Below are 24,037 nucleotides of genomic sequence, written 5' to 3'. Positions count from 1 at the left end.
AGAATAGAACAAAAGCATACAGTTTGAGTAGTACAAAATCTTCGGTATCAACAGCTTCTGTGATTACAGATTTTAAGGAAATCACTAAAATGGGATTATCCATTAGTGTGGTGTTCTCCGCTCTAGCAGGATATCTTCTCGGTGCTGAGAATATCAGCTTTACGACACTTACATTACTGGCTTTTGGCGGTTACTTCATGGTAGGTGCTTCTAATGCTTTTAATCAAATTATTGAGCGCGACTTAGATGCCTTAATGGATCGCACTAAAAACAGACCAATACCTGCTGGGAGAATGACGGTTAATACTGCATTTATAATTGCAACCTCATTTACGATTTTAGGATTAATAACGCTGTATATTATCAATCCTAAAACAGCAATGTGGGGAGCGATATCCATATTTTTATATACCAGTGTTTATACTCCTTTAAAAACAAAGACATCTTTAGCAGTTTTTGTTGGTGCTTTACCTGGTGCCATCCCTTTTATGTTAGGTTGGGTGGCTGCACGTAATGATTTTGGTATAGAACCCGGAACTTTATTCGCTATTCAGTTTTTTTGGCAATTCCCTCATTTTTGGGCTATAGGTTGGTTTTTATATGAAGATTATAAAAAAGGCGGCTTCTTTATGTTACCAACTGGTAAGCCAGATAAAGGAACAGCCGTACAAATAATAATGTACAGTGTTTGGACGATTATTGCATCTATAATTCCGGTATTCGGATTTACTGGTGATCTAAAATTATCTATTGTAGGAGCTGTAATTGTATTTATAATGGGAATGATAATGTTGGCATATGCCTTTAAGCTGTTCCAATTGAGAACCGCTAAAGCTGCAAAACAATTAATGCTATCGAGTGTATTTTATATTACCATGTTGCAAATTATATATGTTGCAGATAAATTTTTAAGATAAATGGATTTAACACAAGGAACGCCGGAAGAGAAAAGAAGCAGGTCTAAAAAGATGATGTTGTGGTTTGCCATAGGTTCCCTTATCATGTCTTTTGCTGCCCTATTAAGTGCTTTCATCGTAAGCAGTAAACAACGAACAGGAAAAGACTGGTTAACAAATTACGAATTGCCGAATGCTTTTTTAATAAGTGTTGTAGTTATTTTAGTAAGTAGTATAACCTTTATTTTAGCGAAGCGCGCTTTAAAACAAGGCAATAGACAAATGGTAACCGTTTGGTTAATGGTAACTTTAGTATTAGGATTAGCATTTATTTTTAATCAGTTTGAAGGTTTTAAACAAATCATAGATGCAGGTTATAATTTTACAGGACCAACGAGTAATATTACTATGTCCTACATTTATATCATTGCAGTTTTACACATAGGACACGTCATTGCTGGCTTAATATGTCTAATAGTTGTAATTTATAATCATTTTAAACAAAAGTATAACTCCAACAATATGTTGGGTTTTGAACTAGCAGCAAATTTTTGGCATTTTGTAGATGGGCTTTGGCTTGTGCTCTTTTTGTTTTTATATTTTTTTAGATATATAATTTGATTATTTTTGTCCAATCTTAAAATTTAAATAAATTCTATGGATTCTACAGTTGCAAATACTGGTACAGAAGGTAAAACTTGGGGAGGCGGTAACAAACCTTTAAAGGTAAGTTATGGAAAGATGATGATGTGGTTCTTCATTGTATCAGATGCATTAACATTTTCAGGCTTCTTGGCTGCTTATGGCTTTTCAAGATTTAAGTTTATAAAAGAATGGCCTATTGCAGATGAGGTATTTACTCACGTACCGTTTTTACATGGTCAAGAACTGCCGATGATTTATGTAGCATTCATGACGTTTATTCTAATTATGTCCTCTGTAACTATGGTGTTAGCTGTAGATGCTGGTCATCATATGAATAAGAAAAAGGTAACCTTATATATGTTCTTAACCATCATAGGTGGAGCTATTTTCGTTGGTTCACAAGCTTGGGAGTGGGCTACATTTATTCAAGGAGATTACGGAGCTGTACAAACTAAAGGTGGAAACATTCTTCAATTTGGTGAGTATGTTACAAAAGACGGTGAAGAAAAGTTTAAACGGATTTCAATAGATGACTTTGTTGCAGTTCAAGCGGGTGAAAGAGTAGAGCATGAACGTAAAAATGGACTCTGGTTTGTTACTGAAGGTTCTTTACCTCCATATACAGTTAACGAAATATATGCTGGATTAGCTGCAAATGATAATATTAGAGTGAGAACTCAAATTATAAATGAAGCAGGAGAAAAAACAGTCTTATCTAGAGAAGAATCTCTAAAGCAAATAAAGGATAATGGAAAGTTAGTTGTTAAAGGTGCTAATCTTCAGGTCAATGAGTATGGAACATCTTTATTCGCTGATTTCTTTTTCTTTATTACAGGATTTCATGGATTTCACGTATTCTCTGGAGTTGTAATTAACATTATAATTTTCTTCAATGTTATTCTCGGTACTTACGAAAGAAGAGGAAGTTATGAAATGGTTGAAAAAGTGGGGTTATACTGGCACTTTGTCGATTTAGTTTGGGTATTTGTATTTACATTCTTCTACCTAGTTTAAAAGAAATATTAAGATTCAATTATGGCACACGAACATAAATTAGAAATATTTAGAGGCTTAGTTAAATTTAAGTCCAATACAAGCAAGATTTGGGGAGTTTTAGTTTTTCTAACTATTGTTACCTTAATAGAAGTTGTCTTAGGTATCTATAAACCAGATATCCTTATGCATACCTGGATAGATCCTTTTGAAGGTGGGTTTTTAGCTACTTTGGGTAACATTATATTATCGCCTTTTATTTACATGAAGCCTTTAAACTTCATCTTCATTGTATTAACTCTTGTAAAAGCATACTACATTACGTGGGACTTTATGCACATGCGTGACGAGACTAAAGCCTTAAGACGCATGGTAGTTTGGACTGGAGTATTCTTAATCTGTTATTTAATATTTATCTTGTTACAAGAAGGTGGTTATGTGTATGAAGTTTACTTTACTGAAGATGCCTTAATTAAAAGAGATTTTTAAACTCAGAATTATAAGTTAAATGATATCAAAAGGTGGTTTTTTTAAACCACCTTTTTTATTTTTGCATTATGGTAGTAAGCAACAAAAAACGTAACGTAATACTGAGTATTTTATTCTTTTTACCTGTAGCATTTATTATTACTATGCTATTGTCAAAAGACAATTATAATCCACTCGATGTGGTCAAAACCAATATTGTAGAGTTACCAGAAAATAATGACAGTATTCAATTAAAAGATCATATTACCATATTATCTTTTTTGGGTAAAAAACCCAATGAAAATTCTATAGCTGCTTTAAATTTAAAGGAACTAATTTACGATAACAATAAAGGTTTTAAAAGGTTTCAAGTTGTAGTATTACTTCCGTATGAAGCAAAAGTTGAAGCTGAGAAATTATTAAAGGAAATTAGGTCATACGAAGATTTAAGATTTTGGCATATGGTATATACTGATGATGCAACAATTAAAAGAGTATTCAACAGTTTAAAATCAGATACTCAACTAGATGAAAACCTTGCAAGCAACTCAGTATATATTATTGATAAAGACAAGAATCAAAGAGGGAGACTAGATGACAGAACAAAAAAAGAAATAGAGAATAATAGTGCTGTTTATGCACTCTATGATTACGATTGTATCGAGGTTGCAGAATTAAAAAATAAAATGGCTGCAGAAGACATGCGCGTTTTGTTTAAAGAGTATAGAGATAAGCGTAAAGGTAATTTTGAAGATTCTAATAAAAGACGTGTAAAAGATTTAAAACAAACCGATGAATAAAAAACCAAACTATTCGTACGTGGGTATTGCATTAATTGTCCTAGTTTTTGGGATCATTTTTATTCCCAAAATTATAGATAGATTAAGCACAGGAGATGTCATAAGAGATGAAAGTAGAAGTGAAGATGTTTCTAGAGCTGAGAAAGAAGTGAATAAAAAATCTTATAAAAGTGATCTGGTATATATTCCTAATGCAAATGGTGGCAAAAAGAAAGTCCCTAGTTTCAGTTTTACTAATCAATTAGGGCAAACAATTACTAACAAAGATTATCTCGGTAAAGTCTATGTCATTGAATTTTTTTTTACAACATGCCCAACAATTTGTCCAAGGATGAATCGAAACTTGGTTGAAATTCAAAATGAGTTTAAAGATTTTGAAAACTTTGGAGTTGCATCATTTACAATAACACCAGATGTTGATACACCTGAGGTATTAAAAGCATATGCGGAGAAGTATGGGATTACAAATCCGAATTGGCATTTAATGACTGGAAATGAAGAAGAGATATATAAGTTAGCCAATGAAGGCTTTTATTTATACACTGCAAAAAATGACGAAATTATAGATGGTTTTGAGCATTCAGGTAATTTTGCATTAATAGATAAAGAAGGTTTTATTCGCTCAAGATTAAAATCTCCTGATAATCCTTTGATTTATTATAACGGAATTGTTTCTGAAGAAGAAGGTGAGGATGACGAAGGCATTCCTCAAGAGATTACAATATTAAAAGAGGATATTGCAAAATTGTTAAAAGAGTAATTATGAATTCAGTTGATCTTGATAAGGCAAAGAAATATAATAAATGGGTTATCATTTTATCTGTAATAATTCCTTTAGCAGTGGCTGCTTTATTCGGAGTTAATCTGAGAGATTTAGGGTTCGATGTTGAACCGCTGACCTTTCTACCGCCAATCTATGCCACAATTAATGGATTAACAGCATTAGTTTTAATAATAGCAGTCATAGCAATAAAAAATAAAAATAGAAAACTGCACGAACGTTTAATGAAGTTTGCCATAATGCTATCGGTTGCATTTCTTGTGATGTATGTTGCTTATCATATGACAAGTGATTCAACCAAATTTGGAGGTGAAGGTACAATTAGGTATATCTATTACTTTATTTTAGTAACTCATATTTTACTATCAATTGTTATTATCCCGTTTGTGCTCATTACTTATGTAAGAGCCATTACCAATAATATAGAACGTCATAAAAAAATTGCAAAGATCACATTTCCATTATGGCTATATGTGGCTGTTACAGGTGTAATAGTTTATTTAATGATTTCACCTTATTATATTTAATATGAAACGTAAGATTGTTTTACTTCTCTTCTCTTTTCTATTTTTTGTTAGAAGCAATGCGCAATGTGCAATGTGTAGAGCAGTTTTAGAAAGTGGAGAGGATCAATCTGCTGCAGAAGGCATTAATGACGGCATCATGTTTTTAATGGCTATACCTTACATTTTGGTTGCGACAATTGCTTTTTTTATCTACAGAAAATACCGAAATTCAAGTAATATCGAAAATACAGATTAAAAACTGTAACATTTTAGTGTTTTAAGAGTCTTAGTCATATAGGTATTAACAGTTCGTTGGCATAAAAATCTTACGAATTTCGTTAAAATTGCACTAGTCAACCAATCGTATTATGATTCAAATAAAAGATTTGCATAAATCTTATCATATGGGAAGCAATTCGCTTCACGTACTTAAGGGTATTAATTTTGATGTAAAAGAAGGTGAACTAGTATCTATAATGGGTTCTTCTGGTTCAGGCAAATCTACATTGCTCAATATTTTGGGTATGTTGGATGAAGCTGATGAAGGTCAGTATATTCTCGATAACGTTCCTATTAAAAATCTTAACGAAAAAATAGCTGCAAAATATAGAAATGAATTTCTTGGATTCGTTTTTCAATCTTTTAATCTTATCAATTATAAAAGTGCATTAGATAATGTGTCAATGCCGTTATATTACAAAGGGATTAAGCGGAAAGATAGAACTGAAAGAGCAATGTATTATCTAGAAAAAGTTGGCTTAGCAGAATGGTCTCATCATTTGCCAAGCGAATTATCGGGTGGTCAGAAACAACGTGTAGCAATTGCAAGGGCACTTGCTAGCGACCCTAAAGTATTATTAGCCGATGAGCCAACAGGTGCTCTTGATACTAAAACCTCTTATGAGGTTATGGAACTTATTCAGGGCATTAATGACGAGGGTAAAACGATTTTGGTAGTAACTCATGAGCATGATATTGCACAAATGACTAAACGTATTGTCAATCTTAAGGATGGTTTAATCATTGACGATAGTAAAGTAGAACAAGTAAGAGCATCTGCCCATGTTTGATATAGAACGTTGGCAAGAAATATTTGAAACCCTCAGAAAAAATAAGTTAAGGACTTTCTTAACAGGACTTTCTGTGGCTTCAGGTATTTTTATTTTAGTTGTGCTACTTGGATTTAGTAAGGGTATTGAAAACGGTGTAAAATCAGAGTTCGAGCAAGATGCAACTAATAGGATTTCTGTTTGGACTGGTGTCACTACTAAAGGCTACAAGGGTTTAAATCCTGGGAGATATATTCAACTTAAAAATTCTAGCTTCGATGCTATTGAGAATCAGTACGATGATTATTTAGAGTATCGAACGAAGGACTATTCGATTTGGGGAGGTAACGTGTCTTATAAAAATGAAACAGGAGACTATCGTGTAAGAGGTACATTACCAGATAATCAATTTATTGAAAATGCCGACATTGGTTCTGGTCGTTTTATTAGTCAGTCAGACATAGAAAGCAACAAGAAGGTTGCCGTTATTGGTAATAAAATGAAAACAGATCTTTTTAAAGGTGAGGATCCTATCAATAAAAATATTCAAATTTTTGGAATGAATTTTAAAGTTGTAGGTGTTTATTTTGATCCTGGTGGAGATAGAGAAGAAAGTCAAGTTTATATTCCTATATCAACAGCTCAGCAAGTTTTTAATGCAGGAGAAAACATTCGAAATATGGCTTTTACAGTTAAAATGGCAGATAATTTTGATGAAGCTGTAGCAATGTCTAATGCTATTGCTTTGGGTATTGAACAAAAAGTAAAAGAGATTCACACGGTTGCACCAGATGATGTTAGTGCAGTTAGAGTTTTTAATACATTAGAAGAGGCCGAAAAAATTTACTCACTTGTAGCTACGATACAAGCTGTATTTTGGTTTGTTGGTATTGGTACCATCATTGCAGGTATAGTTGGTGTTGGTAATATAATGCTCATTATCGTGAAGGAACGTACTAAAGAAATAGGTATAAGAAAAGCCTTAGGAGCATTGCCAATGTCGATTGTTGGTATGATTTTACAAGAAGCTGTTTTTGTAACCATGTTTGCAGGATTATTTGGTTTAATCCTCGGATTAGGACTTTTAGAACTTGTAGGTCCGCAGATAGAAAGTGACTTTATTAAATATCCACAAGTCAACTTTAATATTGCTTTAATCACTGTGTTTTTGTTAGTATTTGCTGGTGCTTTGGCAGGATTTATTCCCGCATATAGAGCGGCAAAAATAAAACCGATTGTAGCACTTAGAGACGAATAATATGTTTAGTAGAGACCGTTGGGACGAAATACTAGAAGCATTAAACGCTAACAAATTTAGAACGTTTTTAACTGCGTTTGGTGTGTTTTGGGGTATTACTATTTTGGTGCTTTTGCTAGCATTAACTAATGGGCTAAAGAATGGTGTAACTGCTGATTTTGGGGATTTTGCTACCAATTCAATGTTCATGTGGACACAAGGTACATCAAAACCATATAAAGGGTTGCCTAAAGGCCGTTACTTTAACTATAAAATAGGCGATGTTGCGGCAATTAAGTCGGAAGTACCTAATATAAAATATGTATCACCTCGTAATCAATTAGGTGGCTTTAGAGGTGCTAATAATGTGACAAGAGGCACTAAGACAGGTGCTTTTGAGATATATGGTGATTATCCTGAGTATATCAAGCAACAACCAATGGATATTCTTCAGGGACGATTTATTAGTTATTCTGATATAAATGCTAAACGAAAAATATGTGTCATAGGTACAGGAGTTGTTAAAGGACTTTATGACAAAGAGGAAAATGTTTTAGGAACCTATATTAAGGTTAATGGAGTCAATTTTTTAGTGGTAGGCACATTTAAAATGAGTAATAGCCAAGGTGATGATGAACAAGATGCTAGTACTATATACATCCCATTTACTACATTCGGACAAGCATTTAATAGAGGTGAAAGCGTTGGTTGGATGGCGATTACTGCTGTAGATGGTGTAACAATTACGTCACTAAAACAACAAGTTTTTGATTTAATGAAGTCTAGGCATAAGGTAGATCCTACTGACGAACGCGCAATTGGTCATTTCGATTTATCAGAACAGTTTGAGCGTATCAACGGTTTATTTTCAATATTATCACTTGTTGGCTATTTTGTTGGTGCCTTAGTATTAATGTCTGGTATAATAGGTATTAGTAATATTATGCTTATTGTGGTAAAAGAACGCACTAAAGAAATAGGAGTGAGACGCGCTTTAGGAGCAAGCCCATGGACAATTAAATCTCAAATTTTACAAGAGAGTTTAATATTAACCATATTATCTGGTATGGTTGGTATTTCGTTTGCAGCATTAGTCATTTGGATAATGAATACCATTTTAGACAATGTTGGTCCAGTAGAAAACTTTGCAAATCCAAGTGTAAGCATGCAGGTTGTATTTACAGCATTAATTATATTAATAGTTTCAGGATTATTGGCAGGTCTAATTCCTGCAAATAGTGCTACCAAGATGAAACCCGTTGACGCATTAAGAATAGAATAAATTTATATCAATCATAATCATGAAGAGAACTAAAACTGTTATCGCATTAATATTAATTGTTGTCGTATTCGGTGCAGCATTATATTATTTATGGGATAAAAACCGCGAAAACCCAATAACTTATACTTCGGAGGTACCAACAGAGGAGACAATTATTGTTAAAACCGTGGCTACAGGGAGTATTGTACCAAAAGAAGAAATATTAATAAAACCCAATATTTCAGGAGTTATTGAAGAAGTTTTTATTGAAGCAGGTGAATACGTAAAACAAGGGGATCTTATTGCTCAGATAAGAGTTATACCTAATGTTTCAAATTTAACAAGTGCAAAAAACAATATTGCATCCAATAGAAATGCTTTACAGACTGCAGAAATTAATTTTAAAACTCAAAAGGCAATTTATGACCGTCAAAAAGAATTATTTGATAAAGGGGTTATAGCAGCTAATGAATTTGACCAAGTTAATAATACATATTTACAGGCAAAGCAACGTGTTGAGCAAGCAAGAATTGATGTGACGCAATCACGTCAAAATTACGATATCATTAAAACAGGTACCACATCTGGATTGGGTAGTGCTGCACAAACACAAGTAAGAGCAACGGTTGCAGGTATGGTTTTAGATGTGCCAGTAAAAGCAGGAAATCAAGTGATTGAAGCTAATAATTTTAATGAAGGAACGTCTATAGCTTCTTTAGCTGATGTAAAGCAAATGATTTTTGAAGGAAAAGTAGATGAAAGCGAAGTCGGTAAAATAAAGGAAGGTTTACCCTTGGAAATTACTGTTGGCGCTATAGAAGATGAGAAGTTTGATGCTACATTAGATTATATTGCGCCAAAGGGTGTTGCTGAAAACGGAGCTATTCAGTTTGAAATAAAAGGTACCTTAAAAAAAATAGATTCTACTTTTATAAGGGCAGGTTTAAGTGCCAATGCATCTATTATCTTAGACAAGGTAGAAAAGGTTTTAGCCATCAAAGAGGCTTTAGTACAATATGACAAAGAAACAAAGAAACCATATGTTGAAGTTGAGATAGGTGATCAAGAATTTGAAAGAAAAGATGTAGAATTAGGCATTAGTGATGGTATTTTTGTAGAGGTTAAAAGCGGAATATCCAAAGAAGATAAAATCAAAGTTTGGAATCAAGTACAGGGTATTCCAAAATATGCCCAACAATAATTATTACCTTTAGTGTAACACTTTAAGATTTATATAGACAAATAGACATCATGAAAAAATCAATCATAGTAATATTACTTCTTTTTGGAGTTTTAGTACAAGCTCAAAATAAAAAATGGACGCTCAAAGAATGTGTTCAGTATGCCTTAGATAATAATATTTCTGTAAAGCAAAGTGAGTTAGATATTGAACTTGCAGATATCGAAAAACTAAATGCGAGTGGAAACTTTATTCCTAGTATAAATGCTGGGAGTGGTGTTTCGGAAAATACAGGATTGAGTTTTAACCCAGTAACAAATAATGCGCAAACCACAACATTTCTTTCGGCTTCAGGAAACATTAATATAGGATATACACTTTTTGATGGATTAAGAAATTTTAGACAATTACAACGTGCAGATATATCTAGGCTTTCTAGTCAATATCGATTAGACAAAATGAAAGATGATATTTCATTATTTGTTGCCAATGGTTATCTTGCTGTAATTCTTAATAAAGCAAATCTCGACGTTTTAAAGTCTCAAAATGAAGTGACCAAAGAACAAATTCAAAGAACACAAGAACTGGTGGATGCAGGCTCATTACCTAGAGGAGATTTATTGGAAATAAAAGCAACAGATGCTAGTGAACAACAATCAATTATCAATGCTGAGAATAGTATTCAAATTTCATTAATAAGCTTAGCTCAATTGCTTTTAATTAAGGATTATGAAAACTTTGATATTGAGGATGAAGGTTATGATATAATAGATGCTGGTATAGCAGACAAAGATGTTACGGAAATAATTACAGCTGCTAAAGAAAGCAGGTCAGAAATTAAAATAGCAGAACAAAATGTTGAGTTAGCAGAGATGGATTTAAAAATTTCTAAAGGGGCAAACTATCCAACATTATCTGCGTTTTTTGGTTATAATACTAGATTTGCTAATACACCGTCTTTTATTCAGCAAGTGGATCCAGATAATCCAACTATTACTCAACAGATAGGTACGGTTCAAGGTACAGGCGAGGCTGTGATAGGTCAGTTTCCTAACACATTTGCTCAGGAGGTTGCGGCAGATCCTTTTATAGATCAGTTGTATCAGAATGATGGTATTGGATATGGATTACAATTAAATGTACCTATTTTAAATGGTTTTAATACAAAAGGAAATGTTCAAAGAAATAGAGTTAACTTAGAGCGATCTAAATTTCAGTTAGAACAAGCAGAATTAGATTTAGAGTCTACGGTATATCAAGCTTATGTTGATGCAAAAGGCGCCTTAAAGTCTTATGAAGCAGCAAAACTAGCTTTAGAATCTCAACAATTAGCATATGATTATGCTAAAGAACGATATGATGTTGGATTAACAAACGCATTTGATTTTAGTCAATCTAAGCTTAGATTTGATAATGCCAACATTGAATTAAATCGTGCTAAATACGATTATATTTTTAAGTTAAAGGTTCTTGAATTATATTTCGGAATACCAGCGACTGAATTAAAGTTTTAATTATGAGCAAAACAGTAAAAATTATTATCGGAGTTGTCGTCCTTCTACTTGTCCTCTTAGTTGCAGGATCTAAAATGGGATGGTTTGGTAAAAAAGGAAATTTTAAGGAAGTTACTGTTAAGGAGGTAACACTTCAGGATATAGTAGAAACGGTATCTGCCACGGGAAAAATTCAACCAGAAGTTGAGGTTAAAATATCTTCAGAAGTTTCTGGTGAAATTTTAGAATTACCTTTTAAAGAAGGTCAAGAAGTTAAAAAAGGGGACTTGTTAGTGAGAGTAAATCCAGATTTAATTCAGTCTGCTGTAAGTCGTTCTCAAGCATCATATCAAAATGTAAGAGCAGGATTAGAACAAGCAGAAGCTAATTTAAAACAAGCAAAAGCAGACTATGACCGAAGTAAGGTGCTTTTTGAGAAAGGTGTAATTTCTAAAGCAGATTGGGATGGAGCAATTGCTGGTTATGAAACGGCTCAAGCTAATAAAAGCTCTGCTTATTATAGTGTGCAAAGTGCAGCAGCAACGGTAAACGAAGCAAAAGATAACTTAAATAGAACCACAATTTATGCTCCAATGAGCGGAACGATTTCACTTCTAAGTGTAGAGTTAGGTGAGCGTGTAGTTGGTACTCAGCAAATGGCAGGTACTGAAATTCTTCGTGTGGCTAACTTAAATAACATGGAAGTAGAGGTAGATGTTAATGAAAATGATATTGTTAAGGTTCAAATTGGTGATTCAACTATAGTAGAAGTAGATGCCTATTTAAAGAAGGAATTCAAAGGTGTAGTTACTGAAATTGCGAATTCTGCAGCTGGTACATTAGCGGCAGATCAGGTTACTAACTTTAAGGTAAAAGTTAGAATTTTAGAAGAATCTTATAAAGATTTAACAGAAGGTAAGCCAGAAACTTATTCACCCTTTAGACCAGGAATGACGGCTACGGTAGATATTATTACGAAAACGCAAAAAGATGCGATTTCTGTACCAATCAGTGCAATTGTTATTAAAACGGATACAAGTTCTACCAAAAAGCCATACAATAAGTCGTTAGATGAAAATGAAACTCCTAAAGAAGAGAAATTTGAATGTGTTTTTGTAAATGAAAATGGTAAAGCAAAATTGAGAGTTGTAGAAACAGGAATTCAAGACGATACTAATATTGAAATTGTTTCGGGATTAAGTGAAGAAGATAAGATTATTACAGGACCCTATAATATGGTTTCTAAGACGCTTAAACCTGGAGATTTAGTAGAAGTAAAGAATAAAAAATCTGAAAACTCAGAAGAGAAAGCAGAAGAATAGTATAAAACTTATTTGCCAATGGCATTAGTGCTTAATATAGAAACAGCAACTACAAATTGTTCGGTCTCTCTATCTAAAGATGGAGAGATTTTAGTTTTAAGGGAAGACAATAGTACTGGCTATTCTCATGCAGAAACTTTGCACGTGTTTATAGATGAAGTTTTTAAAGCTTCAAAATTAAAGCTTTCAGAAATTGATGCTGTTGCTGTTAGCAAAGGGCCTGGTTCTTATACAGGTTTGAGGATTGGTGTATCATCAGCGAAAGGATTATGTTTTGCATCAAATAAACCGTTAATTGCAATCGATACCTTAGAGAGTTTAGCTTATCAACTTCAGATTGAAGAAGGATACATTATACCCATGTTAGATGCTCGTAGGATGGAGGTCTATTCAGCTATTTATAATTCTAAGTTAGAGTTACAAAGAAAGATTGAAGCCGAAATTTTAACAGAAGAAAGCTACAGTGAATTTCTTAAAACTGATAAAGTTTATTTTATTGGTAATGGTGTTGAAAAAACAAAAGGTTTAATTCAACATCCTAATGCTATATTTATTGAGGGTAAGCTCCCATCGGCCAATGAGATGGCAATATTATCAGAACTAAAGTATAAAAAAAGCGACACCGAAGATGTCGCTTATTTTGAACCTTATTATTTAAAGGATTTTGTGGCTTTAAAAAAGAAAGCTTAACCTTCTTTTTGTATTTCAACTGCGTGTGGATATGGTATTTCAATACCAGCAGCATCAAGAGCTTCTTTAGCATTTTCGTGAGTTTCAAAATATACATCCCAATAATCTGCAACAGTACACCATGGTCTAACAGCAAAATTTATTGAGCTATCTGCTAACTCAGATACGTTTACAGATGGTGCAGGATCTTGTAAGACTTTTGGATTAGAGGTTAAAACTTTCATTAACACCTCTTTAGTTTGTTTAATATCAGAATCATATCCAACTCCAAATGTAAGATCTACTCTTAATTTACCTTCGCTAGAATAGTTTACAATATTTCCATTAGATAGTGCACCATTAGGAATTATAACTTCTTTATTCGTAGGAGTTAAAAGCTTAGTTGTAAATATTTCAATTTCTTTCACTACACCTAATTCGCCTTGTGCTTCTATGAGATCGCCAATTTTAATAGGTTTAAAAATCATGAGTAAAACTCCACCAGCAAAATTTCCTAACGAACCTTGTAGTGCTAATCCAATTGCCAAACCTGCTGCTGCAATTACAGCTGCAAAAGAAGTAGTCTCTACACCTACAGTGCCCAGTACAACAATAATTAGAATAATTTTTAAAATCCATTTTACAAGATTTAAAAGAAACTTCTTTAAACTCTCATCATAATCACCTTTGTTTAAAACTTTTTTAAGGCCTTTCAACATTAATTTTATAATCCAGCTACCAATAATCCATATCGCTATAGCTGCAAGTAATTTTGGTCCAAACTCAACAATTAAGTTGTAACCTTCATCTATCCATTTTTGTGTGTCCATGTAGTTTTAATATTTTTCTTTGTTAAATAAAAAACTCGACTAAAAGTCGAGTTGTATTTTGTTTATGATTGTTACTTTACTTCGAAAGTTAACTTTAATGCTACTCTAAATTCAGTAACATCATCTCCATTTACTATTGCACTTTGATCTTGTACATATACAGAGCGTATATTTTTTACAGTTTTAGAAGCCTCCTTTACTGCTTTTTTTGTTGCATCTTCCCAGCTTTTGTCTGAGTTAGATAATACTTCAATAACTTTTAGTACTGCCATAATAATTTTAAAATTTTAGGTTTATATAATTAAGAAACTTAAAATTAAAAAAAGTCACTTAATAACTCAAAAAATTTAACCATTTATAGCATTAACAGTTATAGCGCTATCGTTTAACATTTCTTTTAACATACTTTCAATCCCATTTTTTAAGGTAAATGTAGATGAAGGACAACCACTACAAGCACCTTGCAGCAAAACCTCTACCTTTTTTGTTGTGGCATCGTATGACTTAAATTCTATATTTCCTCCATCGCTTTCAACAGCTGGTTTTATATATTCTTCAAGGATATTTATAATATTTTTTGATGTATCGTCTAAGGCTTCAAATTTTTGCTCTATGGCGTCCTCAGTTTTATTGAGTTGCTTTGGTGCGTCATCGTTCAAAATGGTTTTACCATCTTCTACATAGGACTTTATAAATTCACGAAGTTGAAGTGTAATATCTTCCCATTCTACAATATCAAATTTGGTAATGGAAATAAAATTCTTTTCCATATACACATTTTTAATAAATGGAAACTGAAATAAAGCAGTTGCCAAAGGCGAAAGTTTTGCCTCTTCTATTGACGTAAACTCATATAAATTTGGAACTAAAACTTTATTACATACAAATTTTAATACACCAGGGTTTGGTGTGCTTTCTGCATAAACAGTTACTGCTGCTTTGGGTTTAATAGCCTCCTCAGCGACTACAACACCATCATTTGAGAGATAATCTTCAATTTGATTGGCCACTTCATCTTGCACATCTTTCCACTCAACAATATTATAACGCTCTATCGCTATGAAATTAGAAGCTATGTATACCTTCTTTACAAAAGGCAGATAGAATAATTGCTGAGCTAAGGGGGAATGCTTAGCGTCATCTATGTTGTTGAATTCAAAGCTATTGTGATTAGTTAAAAAACGATCAGCTTCAAATTTTATAATTGCCTCATTAGAAGTGGGTAATATTGAAATTTTTGTCTTTGACATCTTTTTTTTGCAAAAATAAGAAATATCATTCGGAAACATTCATCTATAATATTATGTTTTGAATTGAATTTTTAGGCCAATACACATTCTATTTTATTGTTATCCTATCGGCTAAAGTTTACTTTTTGTAATATCTTCCGAGCCGAATGACACATTTAACAGTCTTGTCAATGATATTTTTTATGATTCGGTTGGCGAGCTCGGAAACTATGGAGATGATCAAAATCTTGTAACTACAATTTGTCCTCAGAATACGAATGAATTCATTATTCCAAATGATCCACTTTAATGACCCAATTAGGGCTACAGTCTGATGAAATGCCTACTCAAGGAGGTATATAATCCGTTACCGTAACCGACTTGAGTGCATCAACGGTAGAGCTGCATCAAAACGGGTTATGGAAAGTGAGCCACTAATACGAGAAGTTAACCTAATGATACAAGTTTTTACACATAATCACGTTATAGAAGCGTTGGCAACAGGTGTCGGAGTGTATGAATATAATTTAGATGATAACCTACGGCGTGACGAAGTTATGTTTAGCAACATATAGTTAGGCACATTAGGTCACTGCCAGAGATAAAAGTAACTTTGAAATGGTAATAAGCCTTATCTTTGTGATAGGTTGCCAATGAATTTACTATACACCGAATAGAGACGGCAACCCTGACACCTAGATTATATCAGATATCTGAAGTAACGCAAAAATTTATATATTTGATCGCTACGGAAAGTTACTGAAGCAGCTCAGTCCGATAGAGCTAGGTTGTAACGGAACCTTCAATAGCAATATAATGCCGAAAGCGATTAGCGGTTTATTGCTTACTATTAGGAACTAATGACCAATAAACGAAAAGAATTTACAGCCCATTTTACCTTGAAACGATAAAAAAATATGAAATTGAAAAAATATTGTTTAATAGCATTCACAGCTTTAGTGGCAAATTTTAGTTTTTCTCAAGAAGGTATTCCTATTTATTCGGATTACTTAACCGATAATTATTACTTAATCCACCCTTCTATGGCAGGGGTAGCTAATTGTGCTAAGGTGAGATTAACAGCAAGGCAGCAATGGTTTGGTGTAGATGATGCACCAAGTTTACAAACGCTGAGCGTGAATGGAAGGGTTGGTGATTCTCCTGTAGCAATTGGTGGAGTTCTTTTTAATGATGCTAACGGTTATCATTCCACAGTTGGTGGCTATGCTACATTTGCTTATCATTTGATGTTTTCTAGAAACGAAATTGATTTGAATATGCTATCATTTGGTTTGAGCGCAGGTTTCCTTCAATATAAGTTAGATGAAACAGACTTTTTGGCACCAGGAGAATTTGATCCGTTGGTTGCTGGGATAGAACAAAGTGCAACAAATTTTAATATAGATTTTGGATTTTCTTATCATTTCGTAGATTTTTATGCGCATTTTACAGCTAAAAACATATTGAAAAATGAAGGAATTAATTTCAATAATCAAGGATTTGAATTTAGAAACTTAAGAACCTATTTGTTATCTATGGGTTATACATTTAGCAAATTTGGAAGCGATTGGAGTTACGAACCTTCACTTATGTACATGTACAGAGATGCAACTGAGGAATCTTCAATAGATGCGAATATAAAGGTCTATCGTGAAATGGATTTTGGTAAAGTTTGGGGAGGATTATCGTATAGACGTAGTTTAGATGGAGCAGAATTTCTAGATGGTTCTAGTATTAGTAGCCAAAAATTACAGTATATAACTCCTTTTTTAGGTGTCGATTATAATAATTTTGTTTTTGCGTATACCTATTCTTACCAAGCAAATACAGTGAACTTTAATACAGGAGGTTTTCATCAGATAACATTGGGTTACAATTTTAATTGTAGAAGAGAGAAATACGAATGTAATTGTCCTGCAATAAACTAATAAAAAAGGCTCAATGAAAATAGAGCCTTTTTTATTTTTAGGATTTATTCCACTTATAGTTCTTCTGTTCAGCTTGTGATTTTATCGCTTTTATCAAAGCACTTTCTAATCCATTTTCTGAATCTTTAGTTTTGTTTGAAATAAAATCTCGACGTTTAATGTTAAGCTCTGCAATTTCACCTTGAAGCGTTTCGCGTTCTTTGCGTTTCTTCTCAACATAAGCTTTGATTTCAGATTTAGATTTTCCTTTTAATTCTTTAGGAAGCTGATCTTCTTTCAATTCTTCATAAGAGAAATCATCTTCTTTTTCCGCATCTACTAAATCCCAAGAACTATTCTTATATAAACGAGAACTTTTACTAACCGTTCTACCAACTGCATTTGCTTTGCTATAACTCATGGCGTTAGAATCTTGCTCTGCTTGCATTTCCATTTTAGCTCTTCCCTTTTTTCCATAGGCAACATAAGTTCTATTCAATTTTTCATTCAATTCTAAAATTTTATCATCATAAGGGGAAGCAACATGCACAGTGGCTTGATTATGATTAATAGCCATATAATTTCCGTGTGTTAGGTCTGCACCATCTTTCCAGTAGCTAGAAATTCCTTGATTATAATCACCGCAAAATATAGTATTTACTGTAACATCATTTTGATGTGCTAGTTTTGATGCCTCCTTGTAACTTACAGTTCCTTGTGTGTAAGGTTCGTTTCCTGCTATAAAAATTAGCTTTAAATCATCTTTATCTTTTCCCCAATCTAATTGGTTTAAAGCTGTTGTAATTACTTTTCCACAGTATTCATTTCCTCCATTTGTGGTGAGTGAGAATAATGACTTTGAAATTTCATCTAAATCATCACTAAAGGTAGTGACTTGTCTTAAATAGCCTTCGTCGGCATTAAGATTGTCATTGCCATATTCGTATAGGGCAATTTTTAGATTCGGGCTTTCATCTTCACATTTAGCATAAGACAATTCATTTACAACTTGCCATAATTGTGCTTTGGCTTGATCTATCAAACCATCCATACTATTACTTGTGTCTAATAATAATGCAACTTTAATTTCAGGTTTATCGGATTTAGAATTTGTTTCTATTACAGTTTCTACAACTGCTAAATCTTGCTGATTCGATTTTGAATTAGCATTGCACGATGTTAGTGTCGCTAGACTCAATGCAATTACTAGTGGTTTAAATTGTGTTTTCATGTGTGTTTATTTTTCTGTTTTTACTTCTAATGGAATTTTTGTTTCCTCTTCTTTGAGATAGCCTTCTAATTCATAAATATTTTTATATCCATAACCATACAGATTTATGAATGTTGGAATGTTTAATGCTAATCGAAAGGATTTATCCAATAACGAAGGTTTTTTACTATCAAAATTATTGTTGCAATAAATTAGAATTCGTGTTGTGTTATCTGGTATGACTGTTTTCAACTTTTCTTCAGTAAAATCTGAAAAGTTTAAATGGACAGCTCCTTTAATATGAATCTCATCAAAAGCTTTTTTAGATCTTGTATCGAGAATTATAGTTTTAGTATCTTTTCTATATGTATTGAATGTGTTTTCGTCTATTAATCGCTTTTCTCTATAAGCTATTAAGCTATCACTAAGTTCTGCAAAACCGACATAATCTACTTTTTCTATAGTTAATTCTTCGGTTTCTTGTGCACATCCAAAACTCATTGACAATATTAGAATTGTTAAGATTGGAATGATCTTTATTGTTTTCATAATTTTAGTTATTAGTATATGCTGTAAAGCTCAGTTGAAAAAACTTTAAGAAAAAACCGTAATGAGTAAAGTGCCGTTTTGAATGAGCGAAGCGGATTATATATTTAGTGATGATGGCTTTTTAATAGTGAAAAAGGTCAAATTCTAGATAGGCCATTTTTTGAAACCAAATAAAGTATGTAAGTTTATTCCAATAAATAAATCACATTGGTGAAAACATTCAAAACATATAGTATTACACTACTTTTTCTATTGCTCGGTAGTTTTGTTTTTGGACAGACAAACGAAAGAGTAAAATCAGAGAGGGATAAAATATTCAATCTTAGAGGTTCTGTTTATGATGAGGAGTCACGAGAACCCTATAGAGGTGTAGAAATTCTAATAAATGGTGGAAGATATACCACCACAGATATTAATGGTAATTTTAATGTGAATGCAAAGATTGGAGATGAGCTAATTATAAGACATAAGGATTTTGAAACCATATTTCATACTATAGAGAATACGGAGCGTATTACGATAAAGGTGCGGTCAGATGATGATACTTGGAGTTCGAGAAAATCTAAGAGCTATGCAGCCACCAAGCGATTTAATCAGATGATTGATTCGGCTGATACTTATCTAAAAAATGATGCCGAAAAAAGTATAAAATTTATTGGTGATGCACTAGATGTAGATATTAGTTCCAAACAGAGAGCAGAGGCTCGTGAGTTGTTGGGTGATATTTATGCACATTGGAAACAGTACGATTTGGCAATTTCGGAGTATAAAATTAGTCTTCAGAATGCTAAAACAGCTTCGGCAAATTTAAAACTAGCAAAAGCATATTTCAACGACGGAGATTTTCAAATGAGTATCTCTACATATGAAAGCCTTAATGAGAAAAAGTTAACCAATTATGAGAAAACAGTTCTATGTGAAGGGATTGGTGATGCGTATTTAAAAATTAAAAACATACCCAAAGCAATTTCATTTTACGAAGAAGGCCTAGAAGTGGCTCAAAAATATTTAATAGCGCCAAAAGTAACGGACTTAAATTCTAAAATAGCGAAGGCTTATAATGAAAAAGGTGAAAAAGCTAAGGCTAAGACCTATTACAGTAATTCACTTAACCTAGCCGCAAAAGAAAATAAAAAACGTGCAGTTGAAGAACAAATTGAAGTTGCTGAATTCAATAGTGATAATCAAGATTATGAGGAAGAAATTGTATTGAGAAAGCAAGCCATTGAAGGGATAAAGGATATTGAGAAAGATTCAATTATACCAAACGAAAGCCCGATAACTTCTCAAAAGCAGAATTACAAGATAGGTAATGCACTTATTTTGCAAAATAATTATGCTGATGCCATACCGTACTTAGAAGAAAGTAGAAAAGAAGCGGATGAAAAGGAAGATCTAGTAGTAAAAAAAGATGCTACAAGAAGACTGTCAGAGGCACTAATAAAAACAGGTGAGACGGATGAAGGAATTGCTATGATGGATAATTATAAAATTGTAGTTGATGAATTATATGCTAAAAAAGAGCAAGAAATTTCAAGGGTCGCACTTTTTAGCAGAAATATAGCCGAACAAAAAAATAGAATCACGTCTTTAGAGAGCGATAGAGCATTGTCTAAGAGTAAATATGAATTGACTCAAGAGCGTAATAAGAGTCAACAATTGATTATCTATTCGCTTATTGGTGGTGTAATCTTGCTATTGGTTACGGCTTATTTTATGTTTAAATATATAAAACAGCAAAAACTAGCTAATAATTTGCTGGCTTTAAAATCGTTGCGAAGCCAGATGAATCCACACTTTATTTTTAACGCTTTAAATTCTGTAAATAGTTTTATAGCTTCAAATGATGAGCGTACTGCGAATAAGTATTTATCTGATTTTTCACATTTAATGCGTTCGGTTTTAGAAAATAGTGAAGAGGATTTTATCCCGTTAGAAAAAGAAATAGAATTATTAGATTTATACACTAAACTAGAGCATTTTAGATTCCAAGATAAGTTCGATTATTCAATAGAAGTAGATGAAACTATTGATGTTGAAGAATTTCAGATTCCACCAATGCTACTGCAGCCTTACATAGAAAATGCTGTATGGCATGGTCTACGTTATAAAACCGAAAAAGGACATCTTAATATTGCCATAAAGCCAAAAGCAAAAGATGAAATTACTATTACTATTTCAGATGATGGTATTGGTAGAGAACGTTCAAAAGCCTTAAAAACCAACAATCAGAAAAAGCAAAATTCTAAAGGCATGAACAACATTAAAAAACGTGTCGCTATTTTAAATGAAATGTATAAAGACAAAGTCGATGTGACGATAGAAGATTTTCAGGATTTAAAAGATGTTGGGACAAAAGTAGCTGTGACTTTAAAAAAGGATTAAATAAGTTGGAAGCACGAAGTATGAAGTTACTTTCAACTTACAGCTTCTGGCCTCAAATAAAAAAAGTATGAAATTAAACGCCATCATAGTAGAAGACGAAGAGACGAGTAGAGAGATTCTCAGAAATTATCTCACTAAGTATTGCCCAAATATTTCAATTTTAGGCGAAGCGGCTAATGTAGATGAAGCACTCGTATTAATAAGACATAATGATTTAGACGTTGTGTTTCTAGATGTAGAAATGCCTTATGGTAATGCCTTTGATTTATTAGATAAAGTAGGTGATATAAATTTTGAAACTATTTTTGTAACTGCATATAATCATTATGCAATTGAAGCTTTAAATGCTCATGCTTCTTATTATTTAATGAAACCTATTTCTATAGATGAGCTAATTAAAGCTGTGGATTATGTTACAGAAATTAGGACTAAAGAAGATGCATTACAAGATCAGGTTTTAGTACCTAAGACAAATTCAGTAAATGGTAAAATCACAATACCACAACAAGATGGTTTTGAGGTTATAGAAACGGATGATATTATGTATTGTAAGGCTGACGACAACTACACAGAAATCTTCCTTAACACTAACAAAAAGAAACTCGTAAGCAAAACATTAAAGTATATAGAGGAGAGCTTAAAAGATGCTAATTTTGCAAGAGTACATAAAAGCTATTTGGTGAACGTTAATGAAATAGTAAAATACGTAAAAGGTAAAGGTGGAAGTGTGGTATTAAGCAATGGAAAAGAGATAATGGTTTCCGCCTCTAAGAAGTCTGATTTATTATCTTATTTTAAGTAACAAATTCCTGCGTTAGGAAGGAATCTCATAAAAGGAATCGATAAATTTGTATTAGCTCTGAATTAAAGAATTCGAGCAAAGCGAGAAATAATAGTTACGTGAGGAATCTCAATTTGAGATTGATGAGATTCCTTTTTTCAAAGGAATAGATTATGCCAATAATAAAACCAGTAAAAGGAAAACATCCACAGATACCAGAAGATTGCTATGTGGCAGAAAATGCAACCATAGTAGGAGAAGTAACAATGGGCACTCAATGCAGTATTTGGTTTAATGCTGTCATTAGAGGTGATGTGCATTTTATAAAAATGGGAAATAAGGTGAATATACAAGATGGTGCGGTGATCCATGCGACTTACCAAAAATCGCCAACAACGATTGGTAACAATGTCTCTATAGGACATAATGCTATTGTACATGGTTGTACTATTGAGGATAATGTACTCATTGGTATGGGAAGCATTGTAATGGACGATTGCGTAATAGAAAGTAATAGTATTATAGCAGCAGGTGCTGTGGTAACTAAAAACACTATTGTAGAATCTGGTAGTATTTATGCAGGTGTACCAGCAAAAAAAGTAAAGGATATTAGCAAAGAATTAATTTCTGGAGAGATTAATAGAATTGCTGATAATTATGTGAAATATTCAAGTTGGTTTAAAGACTAGATTTTAGCTTTTCTATTAATGCTTCAACGTCGGGAATGTCATTCAAAATCTCATTATTCAAAACCATTGTAAGTTGGTTGCCTTCAAGTTTAAGAATTGCGGGATAAATCATGTTCACATTAGGAAAAGTCCTTTCAAACTCATCCTTATGGAAAAACTCCATTATTAAGTCACTTTCTTTTCTGAAACCTTTCCAAGTTTCATTTTCAGTAAATGTATCGTAGGTTAACGCACATAAACTACATTTATAAGTTGAAGGACTAAGTAATTTATGCCCAGCATCAAATATGGCATTTAATTTCCCTGAATTGGCATTGTATACGAAAATTAGTTTCATGCTTTATGGGCTTAGGTTAAATATAAAACCTTACTAAAAATCTAAATGAGAAACATTAAATTCATTTTTTAAAACTGAATTCAATACGCTTATATCTCCATTAGAAAATAAATTTACAGTTGGTTTATCCTTAGAACTGTTCAATAGATTCTGACGCGATAAAACAGCCTGAGTTTGTTTAGCAACTGCTAAACCAGAATCGATAATTTTTACATGGTCTGGAAGCATTTTAGTAAGCATCGGAATGAGATAAGGATAATGCGTACAACCTAAAACCAAGTAGTCTATGTTTTGTTTTAACATAGGTTCTAAATAGGTTTTTAATAATACGTTCATTTCGTCAGAATCTAATTTACCTGTTTCAATAAGTGGTACAATACCTTCACCTACCTGCTCAATTACTTTTATCCCACTGGCATATAAATCTGTAGTTTTATGAAATAATTGACTGCTCAATGTACCTTTGGTTGCTAAAATACCGACGGTTTTAGATTGCGTGTTTAAAGCTGCGGGTTTTATAGCTGGTTCTATACCAATAAAAGGGACATCGTAATTAGCTCTTAAATAAGAAATCGCATTAGTAGTTGCAGTATTACAAGCAACAACAATAATTTTACAGCCTTTATTTAAAAGATATTCTGCGTTTTTTATACTGAGATGAAGAATGTTTTCTTCAGATTTATTACCATAAGGAGCATTTTTGCTATCTGCTAAATAGATGCAGTTTTCATTTGGTAAAAGTGCATGAATCTCTTTAAAGATAGACGTACCACCAATACCAGAATCGAATATGCCAATAGGTTTATTACTCATTATCACA

At 32.7% G+C, this 24,037-nt stretch carries 28 protein-coding genes; 21 read left to right on the top strand and 7 right to left on the bottom strand.

Annotated features, from left to right (window positions below):
- Window positions 1-23 precede the first annotated feature (23 nt).
- The 15 genes from cyoE to tsaB all read left to right on the top strand — a co-directional run bounded on the left by cyoE (window position 24) and on the right by tsaB (window position 13,321).
- Complete coding sequence (gene cyoE / locus SJY34_RS09385) at window positions 24-917, top strand: heme o synthase (RefSeq protein ID WP_400075028.1); 894 nt, start codon at window positions 24-26, stop codon at window positions 915-917.
- A complete protein-coding gene (locus SJY34_RS09380; RefSeq protein ID WP_400075026.1) occupies window positions 918-1,517 on the top strand; it encodes a heme-copper oxidase subunit III in 600 nt (199 codons plus the stop codon). It abuts the gene before it with no gap.
- Window positions 1,518-1,553: 36 nt separating this feature from the next.
- Window positions 1,554-2,555 carry a cytochrome c oxidase subunit 3 gene (locus SJY34_RS09375; RefSeq protein WP_400075024.1) on the top strand — a complete coding sequence of 334 codons (1,002 nt, stop codon included), beginning with the start codon at window positions 1,554-1,556 and terminating at the stop codon, window positions 2,553-2,555.
- A gap of 21 nt (window positions 2,556-2,576) precedes the next feature.
- On the top strand, window positions 2,577-3,023 hold the full coding sequence (locus tag SJY34_RS09370; RefSeq protein WP_400075022.1) for a cytochrome C oxidase subunit IV family protein: 447 nt from the start codon (window positions 2,577-2,579) through the stop codon (window positions 3,021-3,023).
- Between the two features lie 68 nt (window positions 3,024-3,091).
- Entirely contained in the window at window positions 3,092-3,802 is a 711-nt protein-coding gene (locus tag SJY34_RS09365; protein WP_400075021.1) for a hypothetical protein, read from the top strand.
- Window positions 3,795-4,562 carry an SCO family protein gene (locus SJY34_RS09360; RefSeq protein WP_400075019.1) on the top strand — a complete coding sequence of 256 codons (768 nt, stop codon included), beginning with the start codon at window positions 3,795-3,797 and terminating at the stop codon, window positions 4,560-4,562. The genes SJY34_RS09365 and SJY34_RS09360 overlap by 8 nt, the downstream gene beginning before the upstream one ends.
- 2 nt (window positions 4,563-4,564) lie before the next feature.
- Complete coding sequence (locus SJY34_RS09355) at window positions 4,565-5,110, top strand: DUF420 domain-containing protein (RefSeq protein ID WP_400075017.1); 546 nt, start codon at window positions 4,565-4,567, stop codon at window positions 5,108-5,110.
- A 1-nt stretch (window position 5,111) separates the two neighbouring features.
- Window positions 5,112-5,345 (top strand): hypothetical protein, encoded by a 234-nt coding sequence (locus SJY34_RS09350; protein WP_400075015.1) that lies wholly within the window; start codon window positions 5,112-5,114, stop codon window positions 5,343-5,345.
- A gap of 112 nt (window positions 5,346-5,457) precedes the next feature.
- Window positions 5,458-6,159 (top strand): ABC transporter ATP-binding protein, encoded by a 702-nt coding sequence (locus SJY34_RS09345; protein ID WP_400075013.1) that lies wholly within the window; start codon window positions 5,458-5,460, stop codon window positions 6,157-6,159.
- A complete protein-coding gene (locus SJY34_RS09340) occupies window positions 6,152-7,396 on the top strand; it encodes an ABC transporter permease (protein WP_400075011.1) in 1,245 nt (414 codons plus the stop codon). The genes SJY34_RS09345 and SJY34_RS09340 overlap by 8 nt, the downstream gene beginning before the upstream one ends.
- A gap of 1 nt (window position 7,397) precedes the next feature.
- Window positions 7,398-8,657 (top strand): ABC transporter permease, encoded by a 1,260-nt coding sequence (locus SJY34_RS09335; RefSeq protein WP_400075009.1) that lies wholly within the window; start codon window positions 7,398-7,400, stop codon window positions 8,655-8,657.
- A 19-nt stretch (window positions 8,658-8,676) separates the two neighbouring features.
- A complete protein-coding gene (locus SJY34_RS09330) occupies window positions 8,677-9,837 on the top strand; it encodes an efflux RND transporter periplasmic adaptor subunit (protein WP_400075007.1) in 1,161 nt (386 codons plus the stop codon).
- 50 nt (window positions 9,838-9,887) lie between these two features.
- A complete protein-coding gene (locus tag SJY34_RS09325; RefSeq protein ID WP_400075005.1) occupies window positions 9,888-11,330 on the top strand; it encodes a TolC family protein in 1,443 nt (480 codons plus the stop codon).
- Between the two features lie 2 nt (window positions 11,331-11,332).
- Window positions 11,333-12,631 (top strand): efflux RND transporter periplasmic adaptor subunit, encoded by a 1,299-nt coding sequence (locus SJY34_RS09320; RefSeq protein WP_400075003.1) that lies wholly within the window; start codon window positions 11,333-11,335, stop codon window positions 12,629-12,631.
- 18 nt (window positions 12,632-12,649) lie between these two features.
- The gene (tsaB, locus tag SJY34_RS09315) at window positions 12,650-13,321 is read left to right on the top strand and encodes a tRNA (adenosine(37)-N6)-threonylcarbamoyltransferase complex dimerization subunit type 1 TsaB (RefSeq protein ID WP_400075002.1); all 672 of its coding nucleotides are present in this window, start codon (window positions 12,650-12,652) and stop codon (window positions 13,319-13,321) included.
- On the opposite strand, the gene SJY34_RS09310 is transcribed toward tsaB, so the two are convergent.
- The 3 genes from SJY34_RS09310 to SJY34_RS09300 form a co-directional block, all read right to left on the bottom strand.
- Window positions 13,318-14,130 (bottom strand): mechanosensitive ion channel family protein, encoded by an 813-nt coding sequence (locus SJY34_RS09310; RefSeq protein WP_400075000.1) that lies wholly within the window; start codon window positions 14,128-14,130, stop codon window positions 13,318-13,320. The two genes, tsaB and SJY34_RS09310, sit on opposite strands and share 4 nt — an antisense overlap.
- Window positions 14,131-14,201: 71 nt before the next feature.
- Window positions 14,202-14,402 (bottom strand): dodecin family protein, encoded by a 201-nt coding sequence (locus SJY34_RS09305; protein ID WP_045469775.1) that lies wholly within the window; start codon window positions 14,400-14,402, stop codon window positions 14,202-14,204.
- A gap of 75 nt (window positions 14,403-14,477) precedes the next feature.
- On the bottom strand, window positions 14,478-15,380 hold the full coding sequence (locus tag SJY34_RS09300; protein WP_400074998.1) for a NifU family protein: 903 nt from the start codon (window positions 15,378-15,380) through the stop codon (window positions 14,478-14,480).
- Window positions 15,381-15,778: 398 nt separating this feature from the next.
- On the opposite strand from SJY34_RS09300, the gene SJY34_RS09295 reads away from it, so the two are divergent.
- The 3 genes from SJY34_RS09295 to SJY34_RS09285 all read left to right on the top strand — a co-directional run bounded on the left by SJY34_RS09295 (window position 15,779) and on the right by SJY34_RS09285 (window position 17,287).
- Window positions 15,779-15,934: a hypothetical protein gene (locus SJY34_RS09295; RefSeq protein WP_400074996.1), complete on the top strand. Its 156-nt coding sequence runs from the start codon at window positions 15,779-15,781 to the stop codon at window positions 15,932-15,934.
- A 154-nt stretch (window positions 15,935-16,088) separates the two neighbouring features.
- A complete protein-coding gene (locus tag SJY34_RS09290) occupies window positions 16,089-16,220 on the top strand; it encodes a hypothetical protein (RefSeq protein WP_400081360.1) in 132 nt (43 codons plus the stop codon).
- Window positions 16,221-16,276: 56 nt separating this feature from the next.
- Complete coding sequence (locus tag SJY34_RS09285; RefSeq protein WP_400074994.1) at window positions 16,277-17,287, top strand: type IX secretion system membrane protein PorP/SprF; 1,011 nt, start codon at window positions 16,277-16,279, stop codon at window positions 17,285-17,287.
- A 37-nt stretch (window positions 17,288-17,324) separates the two neighbouring features.
- Here SJY34_RS09285 and SJY34_RS09280 read toward each other — a convergent pair whose 3' ends face one another.
- Together SJY34_RS09280 and SJY34_RS09275 are read right to left on the bottom strand one after the other, a co-directional pair.
- Window positions 17,325-18,497 carry a VWA domain-containing protein gene (locus tag SJY34_RS09280; RefSeq protein ID WP_400074992.1) on the bottom strand — a complete coding sequence of 391 codons (1,173 nt, stop codon included), beginning with the start codon at window positions 18,495-18,497 and terminating at the stop codon, window positions 17,325-17,327.
- A gap of 6 nt (window positions 18,498-18,503) precedes the next feature.
- Window positions 18,504-19,025, bottom strand: a complete 522-nt coding sequence (locus tag SJY34_RS09275; protein WP_400074990.1) for a rhodanese-like domain-containing protein — start codon at window positions 19,023-19,025, stop codon at window positions 18,504-18,506.
- 210 nt (window positions 19,026-19,235) lie between these two features.
- Between SJY34_RS09275 and SJY34_RS09270 the strand changes: the two genes are divergently transcribed.
- The 3 genes from SJY34_RS09270 to SJY34_RS09260 all read left to right on the top strand — a co-directional run bounded on the left by SJY34_RS09270 (window position 19,236) and on the right by SJY34_RS09260 (window position 22,880).
- A complete protein-coding gene (locus tag SJY34_RS09270) occupies window positions 19,236-21,410 on the top strand; it encodes a histidine kinase (RefSeq protein ID WP_400074988.1) in 2,175 nt (724 codons plus the stop codon).
- Window positions 21,411-21,477: 67 nt separating this feature from the next.
- Complete coding sequence (locus SJY34_RS09265; protein ID WP_400074986.1) at window positions 21,478-22,212, top strand: LytR/AlgR family response regulator transcription factor; 735 nt, start codon at window positions 21,478-21,480, stop codon at window positions 22,210-22,212.
- Window positions 22,213-22,364: 152 nt separating this feature from the next.
- Window positions 22,365-22,880: a gamma carbonic anhydrase family protein gene (locus tag SJY34_RS09260; protein WP_400074984.1), complete on the top strand. Its 516-nt coding sequence runs from the start codon at window positions 22,365-22,367 to the stop codon at window positions 22,878-22,880.
- On the opposite strand, the gene SJY34_RS09255 is transcribed toward SJY34_RS09260, so the two are convergent.
- Both SJY34_RS09255 and murI read right to left on the bottom strand, forming a co-directional pair.
- On the bottom strand, window positions 22,870-23,217 hold the full coding sequence (locus SJY34_RS09255; protein WP_400074982.1) for a GTPase: 348 nt from the start codon (window positions 23,215-23,217) through the stop codon (window positions 22,870-22,872). The two genes, SJY34_RS09260 and SJY34_RS09255, sit on opposite strands and share 11 nt — an antisense overlap.
- Window positions 23,218-23,250: 33 nt before the next feature.
- Window positions 23,251-24,030 carry a glutamate racemase gene (gene murI, locus SJY34_RS09250; protein WP_400074980.1) on the bottom strand — a complete coding sequence of 260 codons (780 nt, stop codon included), beginning with the start codon at window positions 24,028-24,030 and terminating at the stop codon, window positions 23,251-23,253.
- Window positions 24,031-24,037 lie beyond the last annotated feature (7 nt).

The sequence above is a fragment of the Winogradskyella sp. R77965 genome (assembly GCF_044594915.1).
Lineage (GTDB): Bacteria > Bacteroidota > Bacteroidia > Flavobacteriales > Flavobacteriaceae > Winogradskyella.
Note: the sequence above shows the minus strand (reverse complement) of the source record. Positions and strands in the feature narration are given on the sequence as shown.